3 protein-coding genes and 1 tRNA gene are annotated in these 4,756 nt (G+C 33.5%); all 4 read left to right on the forward strand.

The annotated features are described in order from the left end of the window. Positions 1–670 precede the first annotated feature (670 nt). The 4 genes from CALPO_RS0101015 to CALPO_RS12925 all read left to right on the forward strand — a co-directional run bounded on the left by CALPO_RS0101015 (position 671) and on the right by CALPO_RS12925 (position 4,750). A tRNA-Ala gene (locus tag CALPO_RS0101015) sits at positions 671–741 on the forward strand. Positions 742–1,490: 749 nt separating this feature from the next. Further along, positions 1,491–3,164, forward strand: a complete 1,674-nt coding sequence (locus CALPO_RS0101020) for an ABC transporter substrate-binding protein (protein WP_026485669.1) — start codon at positions 1,491–1,493, stop codon at positions 3,162–3,164. Positions 3,165–3,268: 104 nt separating this feature from the next. After that, on the forward strand, positions 3,269–4,228 hold the full coding sequence (locus CALPO_RS0101025; protein ID WP_051585761.1) for an ABC transporter permease: 960 nt from the start codon (positions 3,269–3,271) through the stop codon (positions 4,226–4,228). A 42-nt stretch (positions 4,229–4,270) separates the two neighbouring features. Beyond that, a complete protein-coding gene (locus tag CALPO_RS12925) occupies positions 4,271–4,750 on the forward strand; it encodes an ABC transporter permease family protein (RefSeq protein WP_245589868.1) in 480 nt (159 codons plus the stop codon). Positions 4,751–4,756 lie beyond the last annotated feature (6 nt).

The following is a 4,756-nucleotide window of genomic DNA, read 5'->3' on the forward strand; positions in this document are numbered from 1 at the left end:
CGGTTTTGCTTTGCTCACTTCGCAAGCCGACCCTTGACAGCCTCGCGTTCTGCGATGGTTAGGACAATTAAGCGGTGCAAAGGATAATAGTGAAATTGGGTTTCGTAAGGCGATTATGAACTAAGTAGAATTTAACATTGAGAACAAGAGCGGGAGTTGTCAGGTAAGATTTCTCCATAAGGGCAGAGACCCTGTGTACGAGCATAACTGACATCCACCTCATGGAAGGTAGAACGAAGGAATTAAGGACAAAGATCCTGTGAGACATGGGAGGGTAAACCCCATGAGAGAAGTGGAGCTATCCTGCCATAATATGGAATTAACTTACATAAGTTTATTAAAGTCATAGTTATAAAGGTAATATAAGTAAAAAATAACAACACCAACCATGAGGCGCTATTATTGCAATGAGAAAATCGAAGAAAAACGAAGATATCGTGAGAAAATGAAAGATAATAGAAGGAGGTGATGTGGTATACTCTTGAGTAAGAACCATAGCTGAAACCCTCCATATGTGTTAGTTTTTTGCCAACCAACATCATATCGGGTTTCATGCTATGGTTCAACTATTTTTTGGTGTCGCATTTAATTTTACAATTAACCGAATTAAATGAACTAAAATTAGTACTAGACAAAATTTGAAGTATGTGATAAAATAGTAGCTGCGCGTGGGGATATAGTTTAAAGGGAGAACGCTACATTCGCATTGTAGTGGTTCGGGTTCGATTCCCGATATCTCCACACTTATTATAGAAAATTCCGGCACTTAAGTTATGTGCCGGAATTTTTATTTAGTGTCCGAGTGGTACCTAAAATAATATTCTGTACTTTTTCTATTGCTTTTCTTTTTAATTCCTATGGAACATACGAGTATATATCCACTGTTTTTGAAATTCGCGAATGTCCTAAAATTTCTTAAACCAAGCATCTGTATCATAGTTGGTTTTCCAGTTCTATAATACAGGATTTTTGATTAATGTGGGGTTTATAAATAGAGGTATGTGATTCATTGTTAGTAGAAAAAAGGAATATTCATAAACACCAGCAGAATAATTTTATTCCTTTTTTTATTTAAAAGAGCCTGTTTAATAAACGTTACTATAATTTGTCTTCTTTCGGTTCTTCCATAAGCTTCAACGTCGGAAATGAGGTCACTTGAAGCACATATAGGAGAAAAATGGAGAAAAAATGAGAAATCACGAGTAAAATTCTGAAAAAAAAAAAAACAGCGAATATTCGGCTAATTTGACTAAATTTGGGCTTTGAAAATGTTTTTACAGAGAGATATTATGGTAGTGACAGCTTAATAAAGTTTGTTTAAAAAGATGGATGATTTAAAATAGAATTTTAATGATTTGCTAATTGATGTAAGTAGATTTAAAATGAATCTATTTACATTTCAGATAAGTAGGTCAAAAAAGTGAGGTGATGACGCTGACTGAACATCTAAAATAAAATATTTAATTTTTAAATTGTGAGGAGGGAAAACTATGAAAGGTAAAAAATTAATCACTTTGTTACTAACAGTGTTTTTGGCTATAGGAATGCTTTTATCAGGTTGCAGTAGTTCTAGTAAGACAGCAAGTAAAAGCAAGACAAGCAGTAATAGTAGTAAAAAAGAAACAAAGACATTTACACTTTTCTTTAACACGTCTACTGCTAGCCCGATTGACTTTACAAAAACACCTGTATGGAAAAAACTCGAAGAATTAACAGGTGTACATTTGAAAGTAAGTTTTCTTGTTGGTTCAGATGAACAAACAAAAGCGACGCTTATGATTAATAGTAGGGATTTGCCTGATTTGATTGCAACAAGTAATACGACGTTTGAATTGTTTAGAAATGCTAACCTTTTAGTCCCGCTAGACGATTATATTGAAAAGTACGGGACTAACATAAAGAGATGGTATTCTCAACAAGACCTTAATAAGATGAGAGCTAAAGATGGACATATCTATTATTTAACTCCTGCAAGAAAGACCACATATTTATATCCTTATTCTGGATTTTATTTACCTTTGGAAGTTTTACGAGAAGAGGGGTGGCCTAAAAAATTAACGTTAGATCAATATTTTAATATAATTGAAGATTATTTAAAAAAGCATCCTACGTATAATGGTCAACCGGTTATAGGATTTACTGCTCTTACTGATAATTGGAGAATATTTACGTTGACAGGCCCTCCAAGTTATTTAGCAGGTAATGCGAATACTGGCGATGTTTGGGTGGATGATAATAATAAAGCGCATCCTTTTGCAATTAGTCAATGGGCACATGATTATTATAAAAAGCTAAATGAAGAATGGAATAAGGGTATAGTTGATAGGCAAATGTTTACTAGAAATTATGATTCTTATAAAGCATTGATTGCATCGGGAAGAGTTTTAGGATTTTACGACCAGCGTTGGCAGATACAAGATGCTATTAACTCGCTTGAGCAGCAGAAACTGTACGATAGAGTACCATTTGCTTTACCTGTTACATTTCCTGGAGTGAAAAAAGAAACATATAATAGTATGAATATGACAGGTAATAGTGCGGGTATTTCTATAACAAAAAGCTGTAAAGATCCAGTTGCGGCATTTAAATTTTTAGATGCTATGGCCAGTGATGAGGCATTAAAATTAGCAAATTGGGGCATCGAAGGTAAAGATTATACATTAAAAGATGGCAAGATGTATATGACTCAAGATCAATTGGCTCAATTCAAAGACACTAGTTATACTCAAAAAGAAGGGATAGGGTTATATTGGTATTTTCCACATCCAAATGCTGGATCTAAATTTGCAGATGGTAATTTTGTTTTTCCGCAAGACACTCCAGAATATATCGCGAGTTCATACAAGCCATATGAAAAAGAAGTTTTAAATGCTTATCATTTGACGAATTTATCAGAAATGATGTCGCCACCAATAGAGACACCCTACGGTTTTGTATACGATATAAGTATACCTGACAGCGAACAACAGATTAAAATAGCAAATCAAAAGGCATCTGACCTCACAAGAAAGTATTTAGCAAAGATGATACCAGCAAAACCAGACCAATTTGAGAATATATGGAAAGAATATGTATCTGAAATGAAGAAGGCAAAATATGATCTTGAAGTTTCTTATATACAAAAGCAGATAGATTGGAGAATTCAGCACTGGGGAACTAAATAGATTTAAATTTATCTATAGGTAGGTCAATTGTATCATATTGAACGTAATGAAGTACATTTAATGATGTACTTCATTACGCTTAAAATATATGTGGAGGATTGATTATGACGGATTTTAATATTGAATCTAAAGTTTTATCTAAAGGACAGATTAACAGAAAGAGCTTTTTTAAGAAGTTAAAGGAACAAAGGGAATTAGTACTAATTGTAATACCTTTTTTAATCTTATTGTTAATATTTAGTTATATTCCATTATGGGGTTGGATAATAGCTTTTAAAAATTTTAATCCTGCAGTGGGAATAAATAATTCACCTTGGGTAGGGTTAGAAAATTTTAAGATGTTATTTGAAGATCAGGCATTTTACCAATCAATAAGAAATACACTGGGAATAAGTATATTAAAATACATTTTGGGTTTTGTGTCTTCAATAACATTGGCAGTTTTGATAAATGAGGTGAGAAATATAAAATTTAAGAGGATAGTACAGACTATTTCGTATTTACCACATTTCGTTTCTTGGGTTGTAGCAGCCAGTATAGTTCTTAATTTGCTTTCACCAGAAGGAGTTATAAATCAATTTCTATTAAAATTTCATATTATAAAACAAGCAATTAATTTTATAGGTGTTCCACGTCTTTTTTGGCCTATAATGGCGCTTTCAGATATGTGGAAAGAAGTAGGATGGAATTCTATTATATATTTAGCAGCTATGACTGCAATAGATCCTGAATTATATGAAGCTGCAAGTATAGATGGTGCGGGGAGATTGAGGAGAATTTTTTCAATAACGCTACCATCTATAGTTCCTACTATAAAAATACTTTTGATATTAAATGCTGGATGGATATTAAATGCAGGGTTTGAACAAGTATTTTTGCTTTCAAATCCAATGGTAATAGACTATTCGCAGACACTGGAGCTGTACGTGTACAATTACGGTATACCTATGGGAAGGTTCTCTTTTGCCACTGCTGCCGGCATATTCAATTCAGTGGTTTCCCTTGTATTGGTTACCTTTGCTAACAGAATTTCAAAAGCCGTCAGCGGTGAAAGCGCCTTTTGAGGCTTGTTAGCCTCTAGATTGAGATATCAGGAGGTTTTATAAATGGCTATAAAGACAAGGAAGATAAGCGGCAGGGTTGAGGATATAATTTTTGATATGATCAATTACATCGTCCTTACAATAGTGATAATTGTGACATTATACCCGTTTTTAAACGTGTTAGCGGTATCCTTTAACGATGCCATAGATTCAGTAAGGGGTGGAATCTACATTTTTCCCAGGAAATTTACAACGTTCAATTATAAATCCATATTAACAGACCCACAGATATACAATGCCACCATGATATCTGCGTTGAGAGCTATTATAGGTTCAGCACTAAATGTCCTATGCAGTGTTATAGTTGCTTATGCTATTAGTAGAAAAGATTTTGTTTTAAGAGGGATAGTGTCTAGGATATTTATTTATTCGATGTATTTTAGTAGTGGCTTAATACCTTATTATTTGCTTATTAGAGACTTACACTTGATGGATAATTTTTGGTATACATTTTACCTGGGATTGTCAGTGCATGGAATATAATGGTTG

It is taken from the genome of Caldanaerobius polysaccharolyticus DSM 13641 (assembly GCF_000427425.1).
GTDB classification, from domain to species: domain Bacteria; phylum Bacillota; class Thermoanaerobacteria; order Thermoanaerobacterales; family Caldanaerobiaceae; genus Caldanaerobius; species Caldanaerobius polysaccharolyticus.